This is a genomic window from Paenibacillus sp. JT31N17 (genome assembly GCF_056269255.1).
In genome coordinates, this window is the sequence record NZ_JBWDNP010000008.1 from 119,486 (window position 1) to 143,260 (window position 23,775).

The 23,775-nt window shown below is 51.3% G+C and carries 20 protein-coding genes and 1 pseudogene; 16 read left to right on the plus strand and 5 right to left on the minus strand.

Annotated features, from left to right (window positions below; translation table 11 throughout):
* Nucleotides 1–70: 70 nt before the first annotated feature.
* The 9 genes from AC0YOB_RS23590 to AC0YOB_RS23630 all read left to right on the plus strand — a co-directional run bounded on the left by AC0YOB_RS23590 (nt 71) and on the right by AC0YOB_RS23630 (nt 12,239).
* The gene (locus AC0YOB_RS23590) at nt 71–1,735 is read left to right on the plus strand and encodes an extracellular solute-binding protein (protein WP_475794837.1); all 1,665 of its coding nucleotides are present in this window, start codon (nt 71–73) and stop codon (nt 1,733–1,735) included.
* Nucleotides 1,736–1,754: 19 nt separating this feature from the next.
* On the plus strand, nt 1,755–2,690 hold the full coding sequence (locus tag AC0YOB_RS23595; protein ID WP_475794838.1) for an ABC transporter permease: 936 nt from the start codon (nt 1,755–1,757) through the stop codon (nt 2,688–2,690).
* 16 nt (nt 2,691–2,706) lie between these two features.
* Nucleotides 2,707–3,603 carry a carbohydrate ABC transporter permease gene (locus AC0YOB_RS23600; protein ID WP_475794839.1) on the plus strand — a complete coding sequence of 299 codons (897 nt, stop codon included), beginning with the start codon at nt 2,707–2,709 and terminating at the stop codon, nt 3,601–3,603.
* Between the two features lie 28 nt (nt 3,604–3,631).
* Entirely contained in the window at nt 3,632–5,563 is a 1,932-nt protein-coding gene (locus AC0YOB_RS23605; RefSeq protein WP_475794840.1) for a CehA/McbA family metallohydrolase, read from the plus strand.
* Nucleotides 5,564–5,596: 33 nt separating this feature from the next.
* On the plus strand, nt 5,597–8,380 hold the full coding sequence (locus AC0YOB_RS23610) for a phosphodiester glycosidase family protein (RefSeq protein WP_475794841.1): 2,784 nt from the start codon (nt 5,597–5,599) through the stop codon (nt 8,378–8,380).
* 37 nt (nt 8,381–8,417) lie between these two features.
* Nucleotides 8,418–8,954 (plus strand): MgtC/SapB family protein, encoded by a 537-nt coding sequence (locus AC0YOB_RS23615; protein WP_475794842.1) that lies wholly within the window; start codon nt 8,418–8,420, stop codon nt 8,952–8,954.
* 170 nt (nt 8,955–9,124) lie between these two features.
* Nucleotides 9,125–9,889, plus strand: a complete 765-nt coding sequence (locus AC0YOB_RS23620; protein WP_475794843.1) for an NUDIX domain-containing protein — start codon at nt 9,125–9,127, stop codon at nt 9,887–9,889.
* A 54-nt stretch (nt 9,890–9,943) separates the two neighbouring features.
* On the plus strand, nt 9,944–10,753 hold the full coding sequence (locus AC0YOB_RS23625; protein ID WP_475794844.1) for a ribose-phosphate pyrophosphokinase: 810 nt from the start codon (nt 9,944–9,946) through the stop codon (nt 10,751–10,753).
* Nucleotide 10,754: 1 nt separating this feature from the next.
* On the plus strand, nt 10,755–12,239 hold the full coding sequence (locus AC0YOB_RS23630) for a nicotinate phosphoribosyltransferase (protein WP_475794845.1): 1,485 nt from the start codon (nt 10,755–10,757) through the stop codon (nt 12,237–12,239).
* A 155-nt stretch (nt 12,240–12,394) separates the two neighbouring features.
* Here AC0YOB_RS23630 and AC0YOB_RS23635 read toward each other — a convergent pair whose 3' ends face one another.
* Both AC0YOB_RS23635 and AC0YOB_RS23640 read right to left on the minus strand, forming a co-directional pair.
* Nucleotides 12,395–14,104, minus strand: coding sequence for an alpha-keto acid decarboxylase family protein (locus AC0YOB_RS23635; protein WP_475794956.1), 1,710 nt, complete (start codon nt 14,102–14,104; stop codon nt 12,395–12,397).
* A 183-nt stretch (nt 14,105–14,287) separates the two neighbouring features.
* Nucleotides 14,288–15,385, minus strand: a complete 1,098-nt coding sequence (locus AC0YOB_RS23640) for an L-dopachrome tautomerase-related protein (RefSeq protein ID WP_475794846.1) — start codon at nt 15,383–15,385, stop codon at nt 14,288–14,290.
* 337 nt (nt 15,386–15,722) lie between these two features.
* Here AC0YOB_RS23640 and AC0YOB_RS23645 point away from each other — a divergent pair, with 337 nt between their 5' ends.
* Nucleotides 15,723–17,078, plus strand: a complete 1,356-nt coding sequence (locus AC0YOB_RS23645; protein ID WP_475794847.1) for a dipeptidase — start codon at nt 15,723–15,725, stop codon at nt 17,076–17,078.
* 109 nt (nt 17,079–17,187) lie between these two features.
* Here AC0YOB_RS23645 and AC0YOB_RS23650 read toward each other — a convergent pair whose 3' ends face one another.
* Complete coding sequence (locus AC0YOB_RS23650) at nt 17,188–17,622, minus strand: RrF2 family transcriptional regulator (RefSeq protein WP_475794848.1); 435 nt, start codon at nt 17,620–17,622, stop codon at nt 17,188–17,190.
* Between the two features lie 150 nt (nt 17,623–17,772).
* Between AC0YOB_RS23650 and AC0YOB_RS23655 the strand changes: the two genes are divergently transcribed.
* The 6 genes from AC0YOB_RS23655 (at nt 17,773) to AC0YOB_RS23680 (ending at nt 22,548) form a co-directional block, all read left to right on the plus strand.
* Nucleotides 17,773–18,705 (plus strand): alpha/beta hydrolase, encoded by a 933-nt coding sequence (locus AC0YOB_RS23655; protein ID WP_475794849.1) that lies wholly within the window; start codon nt 17,773–17,775, stop codon nt 18,703–18,705.
* Nucleotides 18,706–18,960: 255 nt separating this feature from the next.
* The gene (locus AC0YOB_RS23660; RefSeq protein WP_475794850.1) at nt 18,961–19,539 is read left to right on the plus strand and encodes a class I SAM-dependent methyltransferase; all 579 of its coding nucleotides are present in this window, start codon (nt 18,961–18,963) and stop codon (nt 19,537–19,539) included.
* Between the two features lie 7 nt (nt 19,540–19,546).
* The gene (locus tag AC0YOB_RS23665) at nt 19,547–20,185 is read left to right on the plus strand and encodes a phosphatase PAP2 family protein (RefSeq protein ID WP_475794851.1); all 639 of its coding nucleotides are present in this window, start codon (nt 19,547–19,549) and stop codon (nt 20,183–20,185) included.
* The gene (locus AC0YOB_RS23670; RefSeq protein ID WP_475787931.1) at nt 20,182–20,802 is read left to right on the plus strand and encodes a DedA family protein; all 621 of its coding nucleotides are present in this window, start codon (nt 20,182–20,184) and stop codon (nt 20,800–20,802) included. The genes AC0YOB_RS23665 and AC0YOB_RS23670 overlap by 4 nt, the downstream gene beginning before the upstream one ends.
* Nucleotides 20,799–21,494 (plus strand): response regulator transcription factor, encoded by a 696-nt coding sequence (locus AC0YOB_RS23675; RefSeq protein ID WP_475794852.1) that lies wholly within the window; start codon nt 20,799–20,801, stop codon nt 21,492–21,494. The genes AC0YOB_RS23670 and AC0YOB_RS23675 overlap by 4 nt, the downstream gene beginning before the upstream one ends.
* Nucleotides 21,484–22,548 carry a HAMP domain-containing sensor histidine kinase gene (locus AC0YOB_RS23680; RefSeq protein WP_475794853.1) on the plus strand — a complete coding sequence of 355 codons (1,065 nt, stop codon included), beginning with the start codon at nt 21,484–21,486 and terminating at the stop codon, nt 22,546–22,548. Before AC0YOB_RS23675 ends, AC0YOB_RS23680 begins: the two co-directional genes overlap by 11 nt.
* Nucleotides 22,549–22,566: 18 nt before the next feature.
* Here AC0YOB_RS23680 and AC0YOB_RS23685 read toward each other — a convergent pair whose 3' ends face one another.
* Both AC0YOB_RS23685 and AC0YOB_RS23690 read right to left on the minus strand, forming a co-directional pair.
* The gene (locus tag AC0YOB_RS23685) at nt 22,567–23,385 is read right to left on the minus strand and encodes a WYL domain-containing protein (RefSeq protein ID WP_475794854.1); all 819 of its coding nucleotides are present in this window, start codon (nt 23,383–23,385) and stop codon (nt 22,567–22,569) included.
* Nucleotides 23,360–23,767: pseudogene (locus AC0YOB_RS23690) on the minus strand (WYL domain-containing protein); the annotation flags it as partial. The gene AC0YOB_RS23685 and the pseudogene AC0YOB_RS23690, both read right to left, overlap by 26 nt.
* Between the last annotated feature and the right edge of the window lie 8 nt (nt 23,768–23,775).

Sequence of the window (23,775 nt, forward strand, 5' to 3'; positions counted from 1 at the left end):
GAAAATTTGTATAATTCAGACTCTAAAGTTGATCCGAGGAGTGCAAACCAATCTACTAGGAGGTATTTGCTTGAAAAAAGCTTTATCCAGCGTCATGGTTATCCTATTTCTGATTGTAGTTGCTTCGCTGACCGCCTGCAGCGAGAATGGCTCGTCTACGTCCGACGAAACGAATACGAGTACGAGTACGAATACACCCGCTTCCGGTTCAGGAACGGTCAATGCTAGCCCGCTGAATGAAACGGGGCTTCCGATCGTGAACAAGCCGATTACGCTGTCCGCTATGGTCTTGTTAAGCCCGGCACAGCCGACGGAATGGAATGACATCATGGTCTGGCAGGAATACGAGAAGATGACCGGCATCCATATCGACTGGGATGAAAATACGAGTGCGGATATAACGGAAAAAAGAAATTTGGCGCTCGCCAGTGATCAGCTTCCGGATATTTTCTTCCGAACGAAAATGCCGGACAATGATATCGACAAATACGGCGCAGACGGCTCCTTCCTCAAATTAAACGATCTAATCGACAAATATGCGCCGAATTTCAAAACGGTCATGGAGAAGTATCCGGATGTAAAAAAAGGAATTGCTACTGCGGACGGCAGTATCTACGCATTGCCAAACCTCACCGATTCTCCGAGCATCGAGATTACGAAAAAGCTGTTTCTCAATGAGAGCTGGCTGAAGAAGATCGGCAAGAAGATGCCGACGACGACGGACGAGCTGTACGACGTATTGAAGGCATTCCGCGACGGAGATCCGAACGGCAATGGGAAACAGGATGAAGTTCCGCTCACGGCCGATTCTATCGACGATATTATGCTGGTACTGCAGGGCGCCTTCGGGCTTGGCGACAAGGGCACGGGGAACAGCAGCTGGGATGTCGATCCCGATTCGGGCGAGCTTCGCTACTTCCCCGCCAGCCAAAGCTACAAGGAATTGCTGGCTTACCTGCATAAGCTGTATTCGGAACAATTGATCGACAAGGAGATTTTCACAAACAGCGGCACGAACGTGCTGGCGAAAAATGAGCAAAATCAAGTGGGGAGTTTCTCGTTCAGCAATGTCATTGCCCGGGCCAATACGAACGCGGACGACTTTGCCGGTCTTGACAAAGCGCTTGCCGGTCCGAATGGAGACCAGCTTTATACAAGCGCCCGCGGACATATCGGTGCCAGAGGCGCCTTCATGATCAGCAAAACGAACAAATACCCCGAAGCGTCCATGCGCTGGATCGATTACTTCTACAGCGACGAAGGCATCAGAATGCTGTACCTGGGACTGGAAGGCAAGACTTATCAGAAAAATGCCGACGGCAAATATGATTTCCTGCCGGAAATCGTCGGGAATATCCCCGAGGGCTCATCCTTCGATCAGGTCGTCTCCAAGTATGTTCCATACGCAGGCGGTTCCTTGCCTACCCTCATTCTCGAAGATTATTTCAAAGGCGGGGAGACCGAGCCTTCGGCCAAAGCTGCAGCGGAAAAACTGAGACCTTATTTACCTGACGGGCTGTGGGCGCCATTCAGCTTTACGGCTGAAGAATCGGCTGACAAGCTTACGCTGGAGTCGGATATTTATGGTCTGGTCAGCCAGCGCACCGCGGAATTTGTGCAAGGCAAAACATCCCTCGACGAATTCGATAAATATGTGGGCCAATTGAAGAAAATGGGTCTTGATGACCTGCAGAACATTTATAAAGCTGCATTCGACCGTTATACGAATAGCTGATTGCTGAAGGGGTGCTCACATGACATCAGGTTCGGAGGGAGGAGCTTCCAAGGTTTTAGTGCCTCGCTCTATTCGCAAGAATTGGGATTTATATTTGCTTGTGCTGCCGGTAGTCGTTTATTTTCTGCTCATCAAATATTTGCCGATGTACGGCATTCTGATTGCATTCAAGGATTTCTCCGCTTCGAAGGGGATTTGGGGCAGCGACTGGGTCGGAATGAAGCATTTCATTCGTTTCTTCCATAACTACCAGTTCTGGACGTTGATCAAAAATACCGTCGAGATCAGCTTCTTCCAAATCCTCGTCGGCTTTCCGATGCCGATCATTTTCGCTCTGCTTGTCAACGAGGTCCGCGGCAAATGGTTCAAAAAAAGCGTGCAGTCCATTACCTTCATGCCGCATTTCCTATCCACCGTGGTGCTGGCAGGTATGGTTATCGCTTTTCTCTCGCCTTCGACGGGCCTGGTGAACAATGTGATCCGCTTGTTCGGCGGAGAGCCGATTTATTTTATGACGGAGCCAGGGATGTTCAAGCCGATTTATGTGTTATCGGATATATGGCAGAACATGGGCTTCAGCTCCGTCCTGTATATTGCGGTACTGGCCGGCATTGACAAGCATCTGTACGAGGCGGCGATGATCGACGGCGCGAACAAGCTTCGGCGTCTGATCCATATTGCGATTCCCTGCTTGATCCCGACGGCTGTCATCATGCTGATTTTTCAGTTCGGTACGATCATGGATATCGGCTTCGAGAAGATATACCTGCTGCAGAACGAGCTGAACCACACCTCGTCCAGCGTGATTTCGACCTATGTATACGAGATGGGCCTGCTCGGCTCGCAGTTCAGCTTTTCCGCTGCGGTGGGGCTGTTCAATTCGGTGATTAATTTCGGACTGATTATTATTGTGAATCAATTGGCCAAGAGGGTTGGCGGCACCAGTTTGTGGTGAAGGGAGGAATCGAGCGATGGAATACGCAAAAACAGCAGGCCGGGGAGACCGCCTGTATGATATTACGATATATGCGATCCTTACGGTCATTATGCTGGTTACGTTATACCCGCTGCTGTATATTCTAAGCGCATCCCTCAGCGACCCTCTTTTCATCGTAAAGGGGGAGCTGTGGCTGCTGCCGAAGCATGTAACGCTGAACGCTTATGAGAAAGTATTTCAAAATCCCGATATTTTGATGGGCTATCGAAATTCCCTGATTTACCTTGTTCTTGGGACAAGCATCAATATCGTGATGACGACGATGGGCGCGTACCCGCTGTCCCGCAAAGATTTCAAAGGCCGCTATGTGCTTGTATTGATTTTCACATTCACGCTGCTCTTTAACGGCGGTCTGATTCCGACTTATCTGGTCTACAAAAATATGCTCGGATTGTACAACAACCTGTGGGTGATGGTCATTCCGAGCGCCGTCAGCGTATGGAATTTGATCATTATGCGGACTTATTTTCAAACCTCCATACCCTACGAATTGCAGGAAGCCGCCTTTATCGACGGCTGCGGCAATATTAAGACCCTTACGAGCGTCATTCTCCCGTTGTCCATGCCGATTATTGCCGTCATGACGATGTATTACGGCGTCGCTCACTGGAATTCGTATTTTCCGGCGTTAATTTATTTGGACGATCACTGGAGGATGCCGCTGCAGATGGTCATCCGAAGCATACTGATCCAGGAGGATATGGCTTCCATGACCGGAGGCGATGGTGAAAGTCTCGTTGAGCAGCAGCTGTTGGTCGAAGGAATGAAATACGCGGTAATCGTCGTGTCGAGCATTCCCATGCTGCTGCTCTACCCATTGGTCCAGAAGCATTTTGTAAAAGGCGTCATGATGGGAGCCGTTAAAGGCTAAGACAAAACTGTTGAATGGGTGAATAGCGATGAGCGAGATCAATGATCAAGAAAATTTCAAGCAGGCCGTGCTGCTCAGTGAAGGCAAAGCCGCTACTGCGGAGCACGAGATCGAAGGCTTCGAAGCGGGCAATGCAATCGACGGCAGGGACGATTCATTCTGGGCGGGAGAGCCTTATTACAAGTGGTGGAAGCTCGATCTGGGCAATTGCTGCGACATCGAACGGATCGCAATTTGCACGGCTGCCGGTCCGGACGGCTATACGCATTATTTTGTCGAATGCAGCCAGGACAATCTGAACTGGCAAACCGTAATCGAGAAGGAAGACAGTACGGTGTCCGATGAAAGAGGCGAGCGGTACGACGTATCCATAACGGCCCGTTATGTCAGGGTCACCGTTACATATTGCTCGACAGGGGAGACCGCGAGGATCCGCCATTTTGAATTGTACGGCCACGAATCGGCTATACGGCAAGCTGCGCCGAATAAAGTCTCGCCCGGGAAGTTTTCCGCGCTTGCCTTCGACAATGCATACGGATTCGCCGAAACGGAGGTTGAGGATATCGAACCCGGGCAGCGGGACCGTGTGCTGGCTGGCGGGGAAACCGCCAGCTATCTGGTTTACCGCAGCGTGGACTTTACGGAAGCCGGAGTGGATCAGCTGCGCGGACAATTCGGCTTTACGGACCTGGACAAATCGAAGCAAATCACTCTGGAAGCAAGAGTGGACGATCTTAACGGCCCCAAAATAGGTGAAATCGTTCTGTTTAAGCAATGGAAACGATGGTCCATCCTGGCCGGCCGCCTGGAGCATGACAATCCGCTGCTGCTTACGGGCGTACACGACATTTATCTCGTCATTACAGATGCAGCGCCGGGTCAGCAATTGATGATCGATTGGCTGGCGTTCGTCAAGAGGTCGCCCTTGCCTGCGCCGAAGCCCTGTCCGGACGCTTTGCCAGCCCCGGCCGACGCTGAATATGAAATCTATTTTGGCAATTTGCACAGCCATACCGGATTTTCGGACGGGATTGGAGTTCCGGAGCAGGCTTACGATTATGCGCGGTATACGGCCGGTCTTGATTTTCTGGCTGTAACGGAGCACAGCAATCTCTACGATCATTATCTGGACTGGGAAAAAAGCCGCAAATGGGTGGATATTCAGCGGATGGCCGACAAGAAAACCGAAGACGGCGCTTTCCTCGCCCTGTTCGGCGCGGAAACGACCTGGTACAACCAGTTCGGCCATATGAACACATACAATATGGACTTTTTTATAAACGCCTATGAAACCGACTACAACGACATTCCGACCTATTACGAAACCGTGAAGCAATATCCCGATTCGATCCAGCAATGGAATCATCCCTGGTCCTGCGGCAACCGCCATCTGGACGGATTTGCCCCCTACGATCCGAAGCTGGATGAAGTGCTGCATTTGCTCGAAATCAACACGATCGAATCGAAAGAGCTTGGCGGACTCTATTATTATGTGATGGCGCTGGACAAGGGATGGCATGTGGCTCCGGCAGGCAATCAGGATAATCATCACGGGCAATGGGGAACGGAAAATACGCTGCGGACGGCGGTTCTGGTCGACCGGTTGACAAGAGAGCATTTCTACGACGCCGTCCGGCATCAACGCGTTTATTTTACGTCAGCTCTTCATTTGAAGGTGTGGTTCAAGGTGAACGGCGCTATTATGGGATCACGCATCCCGCGCAGCGAGACGATTGATATCGATATCAAGGCGCTATTCGGCGTCGATACGGGCAGCCGCATCGTCAGGGCAGAGATCATCGGCGAGCATGGACAGGTGCTCCATACGATCGAGCATAACGGCAAGTCGCTGGCGTGCAAGGTTTTGCTGCCATGCAAGGATCGTTACTATTTTGCGAAGATTTATCAGGAGGACGGCGAATTCGCGGCTACCTCACCGGTTTGGCTGGATAAGGATTGAACCGGGTTCATTAGAAGACCAGGAGGAGATAGGATGAAAGGTTCAAAGAGAATAGCTCATTTGCTCTTATCCTTTATTTTGATCATGTATACGATTTCAGTCCTTCAATTTCCGCAAGCAGCAACCGCGGATGCCGTCATCTCTATCGATAGCCAGGCAGATCTGGAGCAAATCCGCAGCAACCCTTCCGGCGATTTTCAGCTGACAGCCGACATCGATTTAACCGGGGAGTTCCTTCCGATCGCTTCGTTCAGCGGTACATTGGACGGCAGCGGCCATATCATTTCAGACCTGACCATAACGTCGAATGCCAGTCAGCCCAAGGCGGCCTTCATTGTCGACAATGAGGGGGTTGTCGAGAGGATAGGGTTCACGGATGTGGACATTACCGGTCTTGATACGAATTCCGCTTATTGGGCCAGCGGCATCGTCGGGACGAATAACGGAACGATCCAGGAAAGCTTCGTTACGGGCTCTATTATCGGCGGCTATCGCAGCGCGGGCATCGCAATCACAAACCATCATATCGTCAGGAATGTTTATTCCGCAGCCACCGTCAGCGCCAAGGTGGAAGGCGGAGCGCTGGTAGCGGTGTCGGAAAGCGGCTCGATGCTGGAATCCTCTTATGCGGTACCCGCTGTCCATTCCGATACGAACAACACGGGGGGCATTGCCGCCTATGCCTATACGGGCGCCGTCATCCGAAACAACGCGCTGCTGGCGGGAACGATTGACAATGGCAGCAATAGCAATATTGCGCGGATTGCCGGACGGCTGAACGGGACCCCCACCCTTCAAAACAATATCGCCTCGTCCAGCGCGCTTGTCCAAGGCGCGGCTGTGACAGGCGGTACCTTAAGCAATAATCAGGGAGCGTCCGTGACCGACGCTGCGCTTGGCTTGCAGAACACCTATGAAGCTACCTTGGGCTGGGATTTCTACTCCGTATGGGAAATGAGTTCCGTCCTTGACCGGCCCATATTAAGAGAGGTGCAGGAGAGCAGGGATGTCGGGATTGCGACGGCAGCTGACCTGAACCTTCTCCGCAGCAACCCGAATGGAGATTACAGGCTGACAGAAGATATAAAGCTGACTGGTAATTTCGTTCCGATCACTTCTTTCAGCGGGACGTTGGACGGCAATGGCCATATCATTTCCGGTCTGACTGTCGCGGCGGACGCAAGTCATCCGAAAGCGGCGTTTATTTTGGTCAATAACGGCATCATCGAAAGGCTTGGGCTTCTTGATGCGGCCGTCGTCGGCAGCAGTGAGGATGCCAGCCACTGGGCGGGCGGAATAGCCGCCGAGAACCATGGGACGATACGGGAAAGCTTCGTTACCGGCGTCGTTGCCGGCGGTTACCGGAGCGCGGGCATCACCGTACATAATTACGGTATCGTCAAGAACTGCTACACCGATATCATTGCAAAAGCGAAGGTGGAAAGCGGAGCTCTGGTGGCTGTGTCGGAAAGCGGCTCGACATTGGAATCGTCTTACGCGAAGCCCAGCGTTTACTCCGAAGTGAACAATACCGGAGGCATTTCGGCCTACGCATACACGGGCGCAGTCATCCGGAACAATGCGCTGCTGGCGGGTACGATCAACAATGGCAGCGGCAGCACAATTTCAAGAATTGCGGGGCGTGTGAACGGAAGCCCGGTATTCCAGAACAATATCGCCTCGTCCAATGCGCTCGTCCAGGGCGCGGTTGTGACCGGCGGAACCTCCAGCAACAACAAAGGATTATCCGTGACCGACGCGGCGCTTGGCTTGCAGGCTGCGTATGAAACGACGTTAGGCTGGAATTTTGAGCGGATATGGGAAATGGACCCGGTGTCGGAACGCCCTGTTTTGCAATTTTTCGGCGCACTTCCCTCGCCGGAACCAAACCCGATCATTTACAGGGTGCTGAAAGACGAAACGGTTGAGCTCTCAACTGGCGTAGAGCATAGACAGATGGACTTTGTCGATGTCAATGGAAACGTTCAGAAAGCGAATATTATCGATGTCGATATCAGCTTGCCGCAAAATCATATTATCGTCGGCGTGAAAAATAATCAGATTCCACCGACGGACGCCAGTGGCAACTACATTCGCACGGTGGACGCCGAAGGCCACGATATCATCAAAGCAAATGTTGCCGTACAAGCGTCAACAACCGTCATACCGGGGGCAGAGGTCGTTGCCGGCGTCAACGGTGAGTTCTATACAGAACAAGGACCGGAAGGCTATATGATCAAGGACGGTTCTTCCATAATCAACGGGATCCGCGTCCCCGGGGCCGACGGTAAAGATTATCCGTTCCACGGATTTTTCGGAATCAAGGATGACGGAGCCGCGATGATTGGAAACTACGGAGCTGATTGGGAGAACAACAAGGATGATTTGTACGAAGCGTCCGGAGGACAATACTGGATGGTGAAGAACGGCGTAGCTCAGGACTTTAACGGACTTGTCATTTCGGACCCGGGCGATCCGAATTATGACGAGCAGACGTACTACCGGCACTCCGACCGCCATCCGAGAACGGCAGCAGGCATCCGCAGCGACGGCAGCGTATTCTTCGCGGTGGTCGATGGCCGTGGCGCCAACGGCTCCACCGGATTTTACATCGAGGAGTTGGGGCTTTATATGAAGGAGCTGGGTGCCTATCAGGCTTTGAATATGGATGGGGGAGGCTCATCTACGGCAGTGACGTTGAATGAGGGCGAATACGAAATCAAGAATACGCCAATCAACAAGGTGGATGGAGTCAATACACCTGGAGTTGCAAGAGACGTGTTTTCTTCCCTGCTGGTAGTGGTGGATCAACCGTAACGAGAAGCCATCATTTCGGACGAGGGAGACGATGTGGTTGGACAATATATACCATGGGGCCGAAGAATATATAATTCTTCATTTTACTCAACAATACGAAACCTACATTCGAATCATTCTTAGCGCTTTTCTCGGATTCATTATCGGATGGGATCGGGAATCCAAAAGCAAGCCTGCCGGCTTGAAAACCAATATGTATGTATGTGTTGCAAGCGCATTGATTACAATGATTTCCATATACAGCGTAGGGAGGTTCAGCGCCTCGTTTGAGCGCACGATGATGGATCCGATGCGTCTGGCTGCTCAAATCGTGTCGGGGCTGGGCTTTTTAGGTGCGGGCGTTATCCTTAAAGACGGCTTGAAGGTCAAGGGACTTACCTCGGCCGCCATGATTCTATTCGTTGGCGGAGTGGGCATAGGCATTGGCGCCGGTTTTTATAGTCTTGTTATATTCGCAGTCACGTTCTGTATGATTATGGCCAGAATAGCTAATTCAATCGAAAAGCAGAGATATAAAAAATTTCAACCGTTAAACACCCTTAGAAATTCGGATGCGCAGGAATTGACGGAATAGCCCGAAAGAAGAGATAACCTCAACGCGAGCGCGTCGGGGTTATCTCTTCTTGTTTTTCGAATTATGAATGAGGGATCGATATTTTATAATAATTCCTTGACATCTCATTTAATTATGTCATAATGACATTATCGAATTAAAAATACAGAACGGCGGTGATGAGGGTCTCTATGGCAGAAAATGAATCCAATTACGAAGCAAGCCGCTATCGGACACCGGACGGTGCGCCCACGGACATTGTTATTTTCACTATTGTTTCCACCGAAAAGGGTACGCTCAAAAAATCATTGCCGAAGCGGGATTTGCAGGTGCTGCTGATCCAGCGCAAAATCTGGCCTTACGAGGGGGCCTGGGCCCTTCCGGGAGGCTTCACGCTGGATACGGAAACCGTGTACGACTGCGCGAGGCGCGAGCTCAAGGAAGAAACCGGCGTGGACGATGTACATATCGAATACTTCAATGTATACAGCGAGCCGGGCCGCGACCCGAGAGGCTGGATCATCTCGCATGCTTTTCTAGCGCTGGTCAATGAGCGGGTGCTGCAAAGGCGCAGGGCTTCGGTCGATGCCGCAGATGTCCAGCTGTTTCCGGTAGAGGAAGCGCTGAAGATGGATCTGGCTTTTGACCACCGGCAGATTCTGGAGGACGCCTTGGGCGAGATCCGCCAGCAGATGCTCACGACGACGATTGCCCGGGAGCTGCTGCCGGAGGAATTTACGATCAGCGAGCTTTACCAGGTCATCCAGACCGTCGTGCCGGACTTTCAGGAGCAGAACTTTATCCGCAAGATCACATCCACCCAGAGCCGCCAAGGCATTATTGAGGAAGTCCGGGATGGGAATGGCGGGCTGAAGCAGTCCAATCTGTATTCCCAGCGCGCCGCACAGCTGTACCGGTTCACAGGTCTTGAGCCGAGGCTGTCAATATATGGTTAATAGTTGAATTTGCAGGCGGCGCCGGCGATTATGAATCAAGGAGCGTGACCCGAGATGATTCAGTTAAACGGAGTGGAACTGGCGTTCAGAACCTTCCCCAACGGCGAAACGCTGGTGGATGGCGAATCGATCAGCGCCAATATTCAGGATCTTAACGCCATATCGTTCAAATACGAGAATGACACTGATCTGATCAAGCTGATGTTTGTAAAGAGTGTGCTGGATGAACGGGATAAGCCGGCTTCCCTGCTGATTTATTACATGCCCTACAGTCGTATGGACCGTGTGGAGGGCGCATCGGTTTTTACGTTGAAACATGCAGCCAATCTGATAAACTCGCTTCAATTTAAGGATGTTACCGTAATCGAGCCCCACTCGGATGTGACGCTGGCGCTGTTGAACCGGAGCAAGGCGATGTACCCGACGGTCGAGCTGCTGGAACAGGTGGCGGCTGAGGTGGGCTTCGACCGGGATACGGATTATCTGTTCTTCCCCGATGCAGGCGCGCAGAAACGCTACAGCAAGGTGAAGGGCTACAAGCAGCTGGTCGGCTTCAAGTCGCGCGATTTCCAGACGGGGGAAATTCAGAGCCTGGATATCGTCGGGACAGTCCCGGCAGAGCCGTTCAAGGTTATTATCGTGGACGATCTCTGCTCCTATGGCGGGACATTCATCAGAAGCGCGGAGAAGCTGAGGGAGATCGGCGCATCCCCTGTCTATCTGCTTGTCGGCCACTGCGAGAAGTCGATCCACCAGGGCAAAGTCCTGACAACCGATCTGATAGATAAAGTATTCACTACCAACACGATACTCGATCAAGCCGGTCATGACAAAATTCAGCTATTTGAAATCGGAGGCTTCTAACATGACACAGCCATTCGTCTATCCAGCTACCCTGCTCTGCGATTTCTACAAGGTCAGTCACAAGAATCAATATCCCAAAGGAACGGAGCTGGTCTACTCTACCTGGACCGCTCGCACCAGCCGCCTGGAGACGGTCGACCGGGTTGTGGCCTTTGGTTTCCAGGCCTTCATCAAGGAATATCTGATCCACTATTTCAATGAGCATTTCTTCGCCCGTACCAAAGAGGAAGTGACGAATGAATACAAAAGAGTCATTCAATATGCACTGGGCACAGCCGAGCCCGATGCGTCGCATATTGAAGAGCTGCACGATCTGGGCTATCTGCCGATCAGGATCAAAGCGGTCAAGGAAGGGACGCTTGTGCCGGTCAAGGTGCCGATGCTGACGATCGAGAACACGAAACCGGCATTTTTCTGGCTGACGAATTATTTGGAAACCCTGATGTCCTGCCAGCTGTGGATGCCGACGACAAGCGCGACGCTTGCCTTCGAGTACCGCAAAATTCTGGAGCAGTTCGCTAAGGAAACCAATGGCGACACGTCGGGTGTTCCCTTCCAGGGCCATGACTTCTCGATGCGGGGCATGGGCTCGCTGGAGGCGGCCAAGGGCAGCGGCGCAGGGCATCTGATTTCCTTCACGGGGACCGATACGATTCCGTCGATCCTGTTCCTGGAGGATTACTATAATGCCAATATGGAGAAAGAACTGGTCGGCACCTCGATTCCGGCGACCGAGCACAGCGTGATGTGCGCGCATGGCACGGACGAAATGGCTTCCTACCGCTACCTGATCAAAGAAGTATATCCAAGCGGGTTTGTTTCCATCGTATCGGATACCTGGGATTTGTGGAGCGTTCTGGATGTGGTCATTCGCGGCTTGAAGGAGGATATTCTGAGCCGGGACGGCCGTGTGGTCATCCGCCCGGACAGCGGGGATCCTGTTAAAATCATCTGCGGCGATCCCGATTCCACGCATGAGTTCGAGCGCAAGGGTGTGATCGAGATTCTCTGGGATATTTTCGGCGGTACGGTGACGGGAAAAGGCTACAAGCAGCTCGACAGCCACATCGGCGCCATCTATGGCGATGCCATCACGATCGCGCGCTGCCGTGAAATATGCGGGAAGCTTGCGGCCAAAGGCTTCGCTTCGACCAACATGGTATTCGGAATCGGATCATACACGTATCAGTACAATACGCGGGACACGTTCGGGTTCGCGCTGAAATCCACCTTCACCATTGTGAATGGCGAAGAACGGAAGATTTACAAGGATCCGAAGACCGACAGCGGAGTCAAGAAATCGCAAACAGGTCTGGTGCTGGTCGAAGAAAAGGACAGCAATCTGACGTTCACCGACAATCTGAGCGTGGCGGAATATGCGGCGAAGCAGGCGGATGATATTCTTGAAGTCGTCTTCGAGGACGGGAAGCTGCTTGTTGATCACACCATTGCCGGTATCCGGGCGAACCTGCTGGCTCATTTGTAAGAGCGGACGACGCATAACCGTAAAAAACCATCGCCAAGCATTGGCGATGGTTTTTTAGGCATTTTAACTCTTATTGATCTATACTATTCAGTCTGACACATATCGATCAATATAGTCGCGTAATTGTTTGTTTTCGACTGGCTCGAAACTTCTGCTCAGCGTCCCCCGCGTTCCTGTTCCTCCAAATGCTTGCGGAGGCGGATGAGATAATCCGGCGCATCCAGCTGGTCAGTGATAATCAGCTCAATGATGCACAGTTGATTTATTTGCGCTTGCTCTGCCGCAGCAATCACCTCGTCCAGTTCACGGTTGGTGCGCACTTGAGCAGTGAACGCCTTTCCGCCAAAGGCTTCTGCCAGCTGCGTATAATGCCAGGCGGGAATTTGGTTGTATTTCTGATTCGAAGTCTTAACGTTCAAATATTTTTCGATCGTGTAGCCGCTGTTGTTGAGGATAAATAGAACCGGCCGGCAGCCGTTGCTCAGCATCGTGCTGATTTCTTGAACCGTCAGCTGCAGAGAGCCGTCTCCCGTAAACAGCAGTACACGCCTGTCCGGTGCCGCGATACATGCTCCTAACGCGGCAGGGGTTGCATAGCCGATGCTTTGCCAGCCCTGTTGGCAAATATAATCGGCTCCCGCCGGAAGCCGCACCTGTGACATTCCATACGCAAAGGTTCCAGTCTCAACCACGACAATATCTTTGTCCTTCATCATACTCTGTAAGCGGGGATAATACGTTGCCGCCCGGATTAATTGATCAGGCTCGCCAATTATTTCATCATACGGGAAGGAGATCTGAGGCAAAGGTCCGCTTCGGGTCCAGCCGCATGCATTCAAGGCAGCGATGAGATCCGCCGCCATAACCTGCTCGTACATTGATTCTCCGACCCGTACAAACTCCGGCTGGATGTCGACGAGGCGAAGGCGATCGAGCTTCGCCGTATTATTCGCCGAATTGATGTCGGTCCAGATCATTCCGACCGCAATCATGCAGTCTGCGCTTTCAACGATATTTCTTACCTGTTCGCTGCCGAAAGCTCCGCCGTATACCCCGATATAATTGGGATGCCGTTCGTCAAAGCTGCTCTTGCCAAGCAGGAGAGATGCGACTGGCAAGTTTAAGCGCAGCGCCAACTGCTGAACGGCATCTCTGAATCCGTAGCGGAGCGTCAGCATGTCCGAAAGCAGCACCACGTTGTTTGTTCCGTTCAACAGCCCGCGAATATGCTGAATCGCTGCTTCAAGAGCAGGCTTGCTTGTCGCGCTTTGCATCTCCTCCGGAATAGTTCGACGGACGATGGGCTTTGTAACCAAATCGATCGCAACCATGAGATAGACCGGCTTGCGGGTTCGCTTGGCTATGCGTATGGCCGCCGGGATCTCCTGCTCGGCGTTCTCCGGTGTCAAAATCGCCGTATAGGCGCATAGGTGCGTGTATATTTGCCGGAATACGTCGAAATCGCCGTTCAGCAGCGTATGGTGCATCAGCTTATGCGCCTCTTGATCCATTGATTTCGGAGCTCCGACGATATGCACTAACGGCACGTATTCGCTGTTCGCTCCCGCTACCGTATTGCAGGCACTCATCTCCCCAACGCCGAAGGTTGTAATTAGCGCCGACAAGCCTCGGAGCCGTCCGTAGCCGTCAGACGCATATCCAGCCCCCAGCTCGTTGCGTCCATTGATGAATCGGATTCCTTCATAGCCCTCCAATGTATCCAGAAGGCTGAAATTATAATCGCCAGGAATGCCGAAAATTTCGGTTATGCCTTCCGCTTTCAGACAATCGAAAAGATACTGGCCCAGTGTGGGCGAAGAAGTCGGCATGGGCGTCTGCATTTTATCCGGTTTGTTTTTAAGCATTGTCAAGTTAGACGTTCCTCCTCAGAGATCTCCGATGGAAAGCTTGTTTCATATGCACGGAGAGACACAGTGCTACCGCTCTAAATTCCCCCAATTACCGCCTTATCATTCCTGGCTCTTCTGCGGGCATCGCGAAGTGCATACGTACCTTAGTGAAAGAAATAGTTATCAAACTGTTATTTTTTATGAAAAGGTAGGAGCAGGCAATTCATCAATTTTCAGACGGAGTAAACTATAAGGTTTCTGTCGCAGGTCTTTTCCATAGTGATAGCTTGCCTGCCGATGTAATTGGTTCACAATAACATATAAGTATTGATCCGGACCAATCGAGAAAGTATCCGGCCATAAAATTCCCGGTTGATGTGCGATCGTCTCCATTAGGCCATTCGGGAATATCTTTCGAATGCTGTTGTTTTCATAGTCTCCGGCATAAACGATTCCCTTTGCATCGGTGACCATTCCGTCTGACGCACCTTTTTCTCCCCAATATTTCACATGATAACGCAAATCCATATCCGATATCGTTCTGTCTCTTATACGTTCTGTCGAGATCGAGTACAGATGACGACTGGACAGCGGACAAAAAAATAATAGCTTACCGTCAGGGGAAATCGCTATCCCATCAGAGGCTACTCTAAAGGGAGAAGTCGAGCCGTCCTTGTTTCGGTTCATCAAAATTTGACCTTCCACTTTCGGTATAAAGTAGGGATCGGGTGAAGTTGAATTTGCGCCATTCAACCGTCTAAACGCATTTCCATTTGCTAAATCTACGACAATAATCGCTCCTGGTCCTTTGGAAGATGAATCCGTTATATAGGCAAAACCTGCTTGACCAACACGGAAATCAAATCGGACATCATTCAGATAAGTTGTTGGCAGGACAACATCTTCTGTAAATATATATACCTTTCTTATTGTGTTTGTTTTTAAATCTACAGCGACTAATTTTGCGCCGCCTTTAATAGGTTCAGTAGAATTTGGTGCTGCTGTATCTAATACCCAAAGCGTTCCCCTACCATCAGCAAACACACTTTGGACACTGATGAAAGACATTGTGATATTCCATTGGTTTGCCAAATTGGTTTCTATACTGGGATAAGGCTGCAATCTATCCTCAACAATTTCCGCCACCGTAAAGGTAACATCGTCTCCCCATCTCGGAAAGCAAATGAAAATACGCCCGGTTTCTGAAACGCTAACACCTGTCGGCATAGCCCCATAAAATGAATAAACAAGTTCTAATTTACCGAAATAATGTTCAACAGGTAACATCGGTTTCATGATATCCTCCCCCACCAGATTCGCGCAGATAACACCTATATATGCGGGTTGGGGCTTTTTTATGGATGGAATCGCAGTCTTATCAAGGGAGCTTGGCAGCCTATTTGGCGAACGCCATGGGGGGAGAATTTTTGCTGCCATACGGAAAAGTCAGCAGTCCAGCTCCGGAAGCGGAGCCAATTTCACACAAGGATAGGTTTAGGATACAAAGTCTTTTTGGTTTTTTTCCAACTCGGGTTATAATGGCAAAAGATGGACCAGCCCGGATCACCGCCGTATCCTGCAAGGATACTCAAGCGGGGGAGAACGGGATTTGGTTATATAAGGAGGCCTACCCATGGATTATAAAGCTTATTTCGAGCAGCGGAGAGAACAGCATCTGAACGAGCTCAAGGAATGGATCTCCATTCCCAGTATTTCGGCGCTGTCCGAGCATAAGGAAGATGTGAACAGGGCGGCCAGCTGGCTGTCGGACACCCTGAAGAGGGCAGGTCTGGACAACGTCGAGATTCATCAAACAAAAGGGCATCCGATCCTTTATGCGGATCATCTGCATGCTCCCGGAAGGCCTACGGTTCTCGTCTATGGACACTACGATGTGCAGCCGGTGGACCCTCTGCATTTATGGGAGACGCCTCCCTTCGAGCCCGACATCCGGGACAACAAGCTGTATGCTAGAGGAGCGACGGACGACAAAGGCCAGCTGTTCCTGCATATTAAGGCCATCGAAGCCTTGATCCAGTCGGAAGAGCCGCTCCCGGTCAATATCAAGCTGATTATTGAAGGCGAAGAGGAAGTAACGAGCATCAATCTCCATCCTTTCATCCATACATACAAGGACAAGCTTGCGGCGGATGTGGTGCTCATCTCCGATACCGAGCTGCTTGCTCCGGGCAAGCCGGCGATCAGCACGGGCCTTCGCGGTCTCTGCTCGCTTGATGTGTCCGTACGAACAGCCAAGACCGACCTGCACTCCGGAACCTTCGGAGGCGGCGTTCCCAATGCGCTCCATGCCCTGGTTTCCTTGCTCGCTTCGCTTCATGACGATAAGGGACGCATTGCAGTCGATGGATTTTATGACGATGTGCCTGACCTTACGCCGGAAATGAGAGCCGAGCTTGCTAGGAAAGAGTTCGACGATGAGCAGCAAAAGATCACCCTCGATCTTGATGCGCTATACGGCGAGGAAGGTTACTCCTACGTTGAGAGGACCGGAGCGCGGCCCACGCTGGAGATCAACGGCATGTACGGCGGCTTCCAGGGTGAAGGCACGAAGACGGTCATTCCTTGCGAGGCTCACGCGAAAATCACCTGCCGCCTGGTAGGCAAGCAGGATCCCCAGGATATTCTGGACAAAATCGAACGCCACATCCGCAGCCATACGCCTGCAGGAGCGAGAGTAACTGTCGTGCAGCGGGAGAAAGGCAATCCGTATACCATCGATCCGTCCGTTCCCGTGCTGCAAAAGGCGGCCGACGCCTACGAGCGTGTATACGGCGTACGTCCCGTATTCACCAAAGACGGCGGCTCCATTCCGATTGTCGAAGCACTGGCCCGGGAGTTGTCCGTGCCGGTCGTGCTCATGGGCTTCGGGCTTCCCGATGAGAATCTCCATGCGCCCAACGAGCATTTCCATCTGGAGAATTTCGATAAAGGATTGCTGACCATCGTAGAGTTTCTGAAAATGGTCTGATTCTCTGATTGTTGGAGCCAACAGCGGTCCCCTGTTCAAGCCTTATATCTATTCAAGAATGGAAGCCGCTGTCCAAGAGGCTTCCATTTTCTTATCGTCATCTATTCGTTTATTTCTGGAATGTTGTAAATAATGCTCCCTGTCTGACAATTTCCTCGATCGAATAAACATCCAGAGTACTTTGAAACTGCTGCTCTGCTTTATCAATCAGCAAAGAAATAAACTGTTCAGTTCCTGTGCTTGGCACAGACCAATAAGGCGTGCTTTGCGATTTCCCAAGCACCCGGTAGACTTCGCCAACTGTAATTTCCCGCGGTGATTTCGCCAATGCATAACCGCCTTCGCGACCTCCATGGGCGGATACGATTTCAGCTTTCGATAGGGCCGCCAGGATCTTTCGCACGTAGCTTGGCTCCGCACCTAATTCGTTGGCTATATTTTGACTCTTCAACAATTTATCCGTTCTAGAAAGAAGAACAAGGGCGCGTAGAGCGACATGAAACCATGTCGGGCCCAGTTCCCCGGACTGAATTAGTATTTGCATGTTCTCCTCCAGTATCGCGTTATTATATCTTACTATATCATTTTCTCTGAGTTGACATCTATTATCGGTTCATGATAATTTTTAATTGTGATTAATAATTCACAATTAAATTGCAGGCCGATTGAATGATCTTGAGGAGGTTTAAGTTGTATGGATTTCATTAGCAGAGTCGTACCGGAGTTAAGACCGATTTTATCGTTATTGCCGCCTATGCATCTGCCTGGGGATTTAGCCATGATAAGACAAGCCCCTATACCTCCTGCCCAGGAATCCGAAGATGTTATTACGATTTCCCGCCATATTTCCGGAGCAGCCGGCCAGGAAATGCTGGTAAAGATTTATGAGCCGAGGAATCGAAATCAAGCTGCGCTTCCTGCTTTGTTATGGATCCATGGAGGGGGTTATGTTATTGGACACCCTAACATGGATGACGGTTTATGCCAAACCTTCGCTATAACCGCTAATTGTATCGTCGTGTCGGTCGATTACCGGTTGGCACCGGAGCATCCATATCCGGCGGCGATTGAGGATTGTTACGAGGCATTAAAGTGGATGTCTGACAATTCTGAAGAGCTGAATATCGATGTGACCCGTATAGCCATTGCCGGTGCGAGCGCTGGCGGAGGCTTGACGGCTGCTTTGGCTTTAATGGCCCGTGATAAAGGCGGACCGTCGATCGTTTTTCAAATGCCGCTATATCCAATGATCGATGATCGTAATACGACTCCTTCAAGCTACGAAATAACAGACGAAAGAGCAACCTGGAATCGATCCAAAAATACAGCTGCATGGAGCATGTATTTAGGAGAACATGCAAACGGGGAGATATCCCAATATGCAGCTCCTGCCCGCGCGCATAATTTGGCAGGCTTGCCCCCCACATACACTTGTGTGGGTCAATTAGATCCGTTTCGTGATGAAACCATTGAATATGTTGCACGGCTTGCCCAATCGGGAGTTGACGTGGAGTTCCAGTTGTACCCGGGATGTTTCCATGGCTTTGAAAGTGTCGTTCCTAATGCGAAAGTAAGCCAGCATGCCAGAAATGAGTACGTTAATGCATTAGCCGCAGCATTAAATTGAAGAGTCCTGCTTTAAACCAGGAGCACCTCTTGGAAGTTGAACAGGAACCATTTGTATGATTCCCATTCAATTCTGAAGGTGTTTTTGTTTTTCTTTATAAGATGCGGTAGTCGCGTAAAACGCGGCTATTTTTGTTTTATGGGATCAAGTTCTTGTTTGTCCCCATCTTCTTCAGAAAATATTCAGAATTTCCCCCACTTTATCCGCAGAATTTTTGGATAGGATAATAACTGTTGGATAAAGGAGGGTGATAACATGCAGGTTAATATAAGAACACGCATTCAGGATAACTTTCTGTTTCTGTCGAGGTTTCTAAGCTCGCCCGGAATCATCGGGAGCGTGACCCCAAGCTCTAAATTTCTGGCCAAACAAATGATAAATGCTGTCCCTTGGAATCAGGTATACCATGTTGCGGAACTTGGAGCCGGGACCGGCGCGATCACCAAATATATTCAGGAGGCCCGGCGGAAGGATACGAAGGTCATGCTGTTCGAGCAGGACCCGCGTCTGCGCCATAAGCTGCAAGCCCAATACGCAGGCTGCTCCTGCTATGAAGACTGCCGCGAGCTAGAAGCTGCTTTGCGCAGTGAAAACATCAAGCAGCTCGACTGTATCCTCAGCGGTCTGCCCTTCTTCAACTTCCCCCAGGAGGTGCGGGACAGGCTGGTCGGTCAAATCGTGGCCTCCTTGAGGCCGGGCGGCCTGTTTATTGCTTTTCAATATTCACAGCAGATGAAAAAGCAGCTGAGCGAGCATTTTGAGATTGAGCAGATCAAATTCGTTCCGCTTAATATTCCTCCGGCATTCGTATATATATGCCGCAAAAAAGGGTGAGACTGCCATGATGATCGCGGGAGCAAAACGGTATCTGCCGCTGCTGTGGATGCTGTCCATACCGGTGTTGAATGTATTTTATGAGATATTGAACCGCGCGGGCGCCCATGTCAGCAGCTTGGCGACGGGACTGGATGAACGGACTCCTTTTCTGCCAGCCTTTATTATCCCCTATCTGATCTGGTATCCCTTCATCATGGTCATGCTGATCGTATTGTTCATGAAGAGCAGAACGGTCTATTACCGGACGCTGCTGGCCTTGAACCTCGGCTTGATTGGATGCTATCTGACGTATTATTTTTATCAAACGACAATATCCCGTCCGACGATTACGGAGCATGGGCTTTTCTATTCGCTCGTAAATATGATTTATCATTCGGATGGTCCGTATAACTGCTTTCCGAGCATTCATGTTCTGACCAGCTACCTGATGCTCAAAGGCGTATCGAGCTGCACGAATCTTTCCAGAGCGGCACGATGGTTTGTTGTTGTCATGGGCTGGTCAATCATCGTTTCGACCGTATTTGTGAAGCAGCATGTGTGGCTGGATATGGCCGGTGCCATTTTGCTGGCGGAGATGATGTATTATGCGGCAGGGACATGGCTTCTTCCGCGGACTGCGGTTCAGAGGAGGCAGGTTGAATGAACGCGGATACGATGCTGGGGCTGATTCAGCATTTTGGCTATGCTGCGATGTTTTTCGTCTTATGTCTGGGCCTTATCAGCATTCCGGTTCCCAATGAGGTCATTGTTATGACAGCCGGAGCGGTGACGGTGAGCGGGAGCCTGCTTCCTTTGCCGGCGTTTCTGTGTACGTATCTGGGCGTCCTGTCGGGGCTAACGTTCGGGTATACGATGGGACGAAGGTACGGCAGACCGATTCTGAACAGATGGGAGCGGAAGGCGCGGATCGGGAAAGCTATGAAATTTGCGGAGAAGCTCATATCCAAATACGGAAAATCAGCCTTGTGTGTGAGCTATTTCTTTCCCCTTGTTCGCCATATTATGCCCTATCTTGCAGGGCTGAATCGGATGAGCTTCAAGCTGTTTGCATTTTTTTCGTATGCTGCAGGCTTAGTGTGGACGCTGATTTATTTTTTCCTCGGCCGTCTTGTCGGGAACCACGTGCAGGAGGTGGGTTATGTGATTTATAATTATGGCATGAAACTGCTGTGGCTGCCGATCGTACTGCTCGTTGTTCTGGGCATTATCAAATGGTCTGCCCGCCTGCGCAATGAGAGGAAGGGAACGCTGGGCCGATGAGTACGATTCTTGTCGTTGACGATGATCCGGAAATCCGCGATGTTCTTCATATCTACCTGCGCAATGAAGGCTATCATGTGCTGGAAGCGGAAGACGGGGTGCAGGCTCTTGATATTCTGAAGAGCGGGCAGATCCATCTGATCATACTGGATATTATGATGCCTAATCTGGACGGGATCAAAGCCTGTCTCCAAATCCGCGAGGAATCGCAAATCCCCATCATTATGCTGTCGGCCAAAGAGGAATATCTCGATAAAATCATGGGCTTGTCGACCGGAGCGGATGATTATGTGACCAAGCCCTTCAATCCGCTGGAGCTTATGGCCCGCGTGAAAGCGCAGCTTAGAAGACAGGGCTACTCCTCTTCCGCAAACCAGGACGCCGATGAGGGGGAGATCCGCATCGATGAGCTTGTCATCAATAAGGATGAACACACCGTCACGGTTCGCGGCGCACCGGTATCTCTTACTCCCATCGAATTCTCCATTCTGGAATTATTGGCGGGGAGCCGCGGGCATGTGTTTAATGTCGATCATATCTATCAGCGGGTCTGGAAGGATCAGACCGGATTCTTCTCGGAAAACACGGTGATGGTCCACATCCGGAATCTCCGGGAGAAAATCGAGCTGAAGCCGCGGGAGCCGCAGTATATCAAGACCGTCTGGGGAGTGGGATATAAGATTGATAAATAAAATCTGGGCCATACTGGGCGGCCGCAACAGTATCCGCGGTCAAATGCTCTGGACATTTGTCTTAAGCCTGCTGCTCGCTGTGCTCGGTAATTTGCTGGCCAATTTTTTTACGCCGGAATCTGCTGGCACTCTTGCCCTTTTTCTGAATCCCGTCTCTTTTTTTCTCTGCTTTTTTTTCTTCTTTTTTCTGTTTACCCGCCGCATCGTGCGGACCTTCAGGGCCATTACGGATGGCCTGAAGCTGATCGCAAGCGGGAATTTGAGCTGCAGGGTGCCTGCGACCCGGGAGGATGAGCTGGGGCTTGTGGGCCGGAGCATCAATCAGATGGCGGAGCAGCTTCAGCAGCAGATGGAACGGGAACGGCAGCTGGAGAAATCCAAGATGGAGCTGATTACGTACGTATCCCATGATTTGAGAACGCCGCTCACCAGCATCATAGGCTATCTGGATCTGCTCAAGACGCGGAAGTATCAGAATGAGCAGGAGCAGGAACGTTTTATTGATAATGCCTATAACAAGACGCAGCAGCTCAAGAAGCTGATTGACGATTTGTTCGAATATACCCGGCTGACCGGCGGCGACGTCCGGTTAGCCCTGCAGGAGGTGGATCTGAACAGCCTGCTGGAACAAATCATCACCGAGTTCGAACCGGTTGCCAGGGAGCAGGGAATTGTGGTGGTCAAAGAACAAAATCCGGGACCTGTCCGGGTGCGGATGGATGTGGAGAAAATCGTGCGGGCCATCGATAACCTGCTGACGAACGCGCTGAAATTCTCGGAGAGGCCGGGAGAGATCCGGATCGAATTGCTGCAGCTGGGAGACCGGGCGGTTCTGTCTATCGCCAATCGCGGCAAACCGGTTACGCCGGAGCAGGAGGAGCGGTTGTTCGAACGGTTCTACAAGATGGAGCCTTCCCGCAGTGACGAGAACATGCCGGCAGGCTCCGGACTGGGACTGTCGATCGCCCGTCATATCGTGGAGCTGCATGGCGGACGGATATGGCTGGAGCACCACGAAGGCCATTATAAGTTCTGGATGGAGTTTAGGGTATAGAAGGGCCATCATCTGCCGCTAACGAGGATCCTTTTCACTCATCTCCCCATAGCGTTCAAGCGCTTTTCGGGATGTTTCCAGCATCCGCCGCTTCATATGCTCCCCCTCAACGATCCGCACTCGCTTGCCGAGAAAACGCAGCTTCGAAAGCATGTATTCGCGCTCGTCCCGGGCAAAGCTCAAGCAGATCCGATAAAGCTGATTGTCCGCGTCATAGGTCACGTCCTTCTCGAAGCAGGAGAAGGCATACAGGATACGGGAGAGCTCCCGGTTAAACGTCGGCACAACCTCCACGACGGCTGTTTCTTTGGGTAATGCGAGCATGCGCTCCACCTGCTTAAGGGCATGCTCCTTGTGTCCGGGCATTAGTTCATAGCCGGTTGCGGCAGTGATTTTTTCCAGCCTGGTGCTCATGAAGGTACGGTGCCGGAAATGGTACCAGAGCAAATACCACTCCCGCTTCACCATGGAATATTCCAATTTGTACGGAAACCCCGTTTGCTCCGGACATACGCGCCCGCCTTTGAGGCTGTAAACGATGCGAATCCCCTTTTTCTGCAAAATATAACGGCGCAGCGGGCGCAGCAGAGGATGAATGACCTGCCGCTGCAGGCTCTGGGCCTTCTCCAGAAAATGCTCCTGCAGATCCATCGCTTCATCCGGCTCCAGAATCGCTTGCAGCTTCGCGAATGTCTCCTCCCGGAAGGCATCCCTGGCTGAAGGATGCAGGAGCATGCTCTTCAGCCATGAGTGCTCATGCGAAGTGGCCATGAAGGTGCCCGAGTCCTCCAGCCGGGAGATAATCTGATAATTAAAGATCTTCTCGAACAGGTTCATAATAGGCCGCTATCTCCTTCCATTCCGCAATCATTTCACGCCGCAGCCGGTTCGGCGCAAGCACCTCGCAGTTGGAGCCGAAGCTGCGCAGCCATGGCTTGATCTCCGTTATTCCGTTCACGAGGATCTCATAGATGAAGGACTGCTCATCCTCATCCGTGATGCTGCCCCATTGCCCCTGGAGCCGTACGCGTTCCTTGATGAAATTCGGCTGCGATGCTTCGGGATTGTAAAACCGTACCCGGACGGCTGCGGGCGCTCCCGTATCGATGAGCCAGCTGTGCGCCGTTTTATGCTCGTGCTCCAGCTCCTCCCTTTTCCCCTGGAAGAAGTCTTCGGTGATCTGCTCATCCTCTTCGAATTGGGTGATGCCCTCCAGACGGAGGAATG

What these genes read in the sequence shown, in the direction of transcription:
- AC0YOB_RS23625 (WP_475794844.1), top strand. Translation starts at nt 9,944, where the DNA reads ATGATTCAGTTAAACGGAGTGGAACTGGCGTTCAGAACCTTCCCCAAC.
- AC0YOB_RS23645 (WP_475794847.1), top strand. Translation starts at nt 15,723, where the DNA reads ATGGATTATAAAGCTTATTTCGAGCAGCGGAGAGAACAGCATCTGAAC.
- AC0YOB_RS23655 (WP_475794849.1), top strand. Translation starts at nt 17,773, where the DNA reads ATGGATTTCATTAGCAGAGTCGTACCGGAGTTAAGACCGATTTTATCG.
- AC0YOB_RS23650 (WP_475794848.1), bottom strand. Translation starts at nt 17,622, where the DNA reads ATGCAAATACTAATTCAGTCCGGGGAACTGGGCCCGACATGGTTTCAT.
- AC0YOB_RS23595 (WP_475794838.1), top strand. Translation starts at nt 1,755, where the DNA reads ATGACATCAGGTTCGGAGGGAGGAGCTTCCAAGGTTTTAGTGCCTCGC.
- AC0YOB_RS23660 (WP_475794850.1), top strand. Translation starts at nt 18,961, where the DNA reads ATGCAGGTTAATATAAGAACACGCATTCAGGATAACTTTCTGTTTCTG.
- AC0YOB_RS23600 (WP_475794839.1), top strand. Translation starts at nt 2,707, where the DNA reads ATGGAATACGCAAAAACAGCAGGCCGGGGAGACCGCCTGTATGATATT.
- AC0YOB_RS23635 (WP_475794956.1), bottom strand. Translation starts at nt 14,104, where the DNA reads ATGCTTAAAAACAAACCGGATAAAATGCAGACGCCCATGCCGACTTCT.
- AC0YOB_RS23670 (WP_475787931.1), top strand. Translation starts at nt 20,182, where the DNA reads ATGAACGCGGATACGATGCTGGGGCTGATTCAGCATTTTGGCTATGCT.
- AC0YOB_RS23640 (WP_475794846.1), bottom strand. Translation starts at nt 15,385, where the DNA reads ATGAAACCGATGTTACCTGTTGAACATTATTTCGGTAAATTAGAACTT.
- AC0YOB_RS23685 (WP_475794854.1), bottom strand. Translation starts at nt 23,385, where the DNA reads ATGAACCTGTTCGAGAAGATCTTTAATTATCAGATTATCTCCCGGCTG.
- AC0YOB_RS23620 (WP_475794843.1), top strand. Translation starts at nt 9,125, where the DNA reads ATGGCAGAAAATGAATCCAATTACGAAGCAAGCCGCTATCGGACACCG.
- AC0YOB_RS23675 (WP_475794852.1), top strand. Translation starts at nt 20,799, where the DNA reads ATGAGTACGATTCTTGTCGTTGACGATGATCCGGAAATCCGCGATGTT.
- AC0YOB_RS23605 (WP_475794840.1), top strand. Translation starts at nt 3,632, where the DNA reads ATGAGCGAGATCAATGATCAAGAAAATTTCAAGCAGGCCGTGCTGCTC.
- AC0YOB_RS23665 (WP_475794851.1), top strand. Translation starts at nt 19,547, where the DNA reads ATGATGATCGCGGGAGCAAAACGGTATCTGCCGCTGCTGTGGATGCTG.
- AC0YOB_RS23630 (WP_475794845.1), top strand. Translation starts at nt 10,755, where the DNA reads ATGACACAGCCATTCGTCTATCCAGCTACCCTGCTCTGCGATTTCTAC.
- AC0YOB_RS23610 (WP_475794841.1), top strand. Translation starts at nt 5,597, where the DNA reads ATGAAAGGTTCAAAGAGAATAGCTCATTTGCTCTTATCCTTTATTTTG.